Below are 1,575 nucleotides of genomic sequence, written 5' to 3'. Positions count from 1 at the left end.
TCAGATTGCTGACAAAGTCCTCGCCTTTTGGTGAGGACTTTTTTATATTGTTTGCATGTTAAAAAAGCCTGAGCAAAAGCAAGTCACTGTTGAGTTGGTTACGATTGAAGAATTGGTTCCTGAGAACCATTTACTTCGAAAGATAAACAAGTTTATCGACTTCTCATTTATCCATGAGAAAACTAAACATTTGTATTGTGACAACAATGGTCGCCCAGCACTTGACCCTGAAGTTCTTTTTAAAATGCTCTTTATTGGATATATATTCGGCATTCGAAGTGAGAGACAGCTTGTCAAAGAAATACAAGTTAACATGGCTTATCGGTGGTTTCTCGGTTTTGGCATTAAGGATAAAATTCCTGATGCATCAACGATAAGTCAAAATAGAAGAAGACGATTTAACGGAACAACAATAGCTCAGGATATTTTTGACAACATTGTTTTTCAGGCCATGAAAAGAAAAATGGTTGACGGTAAAACACTTTATACAGACTCAACGCATTTAAAAGCGAATGCAAATAAGAATAAATTTATCGACAAGATAGTTCGTAAAAGAACTCAATCATATTTAACAGAGCTTGAAGAAGCCGTGGAGGAAGACCGAAGGGCCCACGGAAAGAAGCCTTTAAAGGCCAAGCCAGTCTCAACTCCAGTCAAAAGAATCAAAGAAAGCACAACTGATCCCGAAGCAGGGTACATGTTTAGGGATGGAAAACCTAAGGGGTTTCATCTCCTTGACCACCGCACTGTTGATGGTAAATTCAACATAATTACAGATAGTTATATAACATCAGGGGCGATTCATGATAGCGTTCCTTACTTGGAAAGATTAGATCGGCAAATTAAACGGTTTGAATTTGACGTAAAAGCGGTTGGTCTTGATGCTGGATACTTTACTTCTCACGTTTGCAAGGGCTTGGATGATAGGGAGATTTTTGGAGCAATAAGTTACCGCAGACCCAATAAACGCAAGGGATTTATGGCAAAACGGTTGTACAAATACAACCGGGAAAAGGACTGTTATGTCTGCCCAGCCGGATATGATCTAAAATACAGCACCACTAACCGTGAAGGATTTCGTCAGTATGTATCGTGCTCGAATATTTGTGAAAAATGCGAACTATTAGCCAAATGCACATCAAACCAGAAACATGTAAAAACAATTACTCGTCACGTCTGGGAAGATTCTAAAGAAAAAATGATTCAAAACCGTCTTAGCCCACGCGGGAAAAGACTTTACAAGCGCCGAAAAGAAACAGTTGAGCGCAGTTTTGCCGATGCAAAAGAGTTGCACGGGCATCGCTATGCCCGGATGCGTGGTCTTTCGAAAGTCCAAGAACAGAGCCTGCTCTGTGCTGCCTGCCAAAACATGAAGAAAATGGCACTCATCCTGAGTGCAACGCACCTATTTTCAAAGCTTTTTCAGTCACTTTTCTCCAAAATAAACACAATTTTCCCTTCTGATCCCAAATCTGACTTTGGTCGCACAAACTTGAGCTTTTCAAATTAAATCGAACGGAAGAAAGCATAATAAAACCCCGCTTTCCGAGAAAAGCGGGGTTAGTCAGCAATCTG

At 40.2% G+C, this 1,575-nt stretch carries 1 protein-coding gene; it reads left to right on the top strand.

Features of this window, described 5'->3' with window-relative positions:
- Positions 1–55 precede the first annotated feature (55 nt).
- A complete protein-coding gene (locus FMR86_RS20255) occupies positions 56–1,510 on the top strand; it encodes an IS1182 family transposase (protein ID WP_239057313.1) in 1,455 nt (484 codons plus the stop codon).
- The last annotated feature ends 65 nt before the right edge of the window (positions 1,511–1,575 follow it).

It is taken from the genome of Desulfovibrio sp. JC010, assembly GCF_010470675.1.
Taxonomy (GTDB): domain Bacteria; phylum Desulfobacterota; class Desulfovibrionia; order Desulfovibrionales; family Desulfovibrionaceae; genus Maridesulfovibrio.
This window is presented reverse-complemented; position numbering and strand designations above follow the sequence as displayed.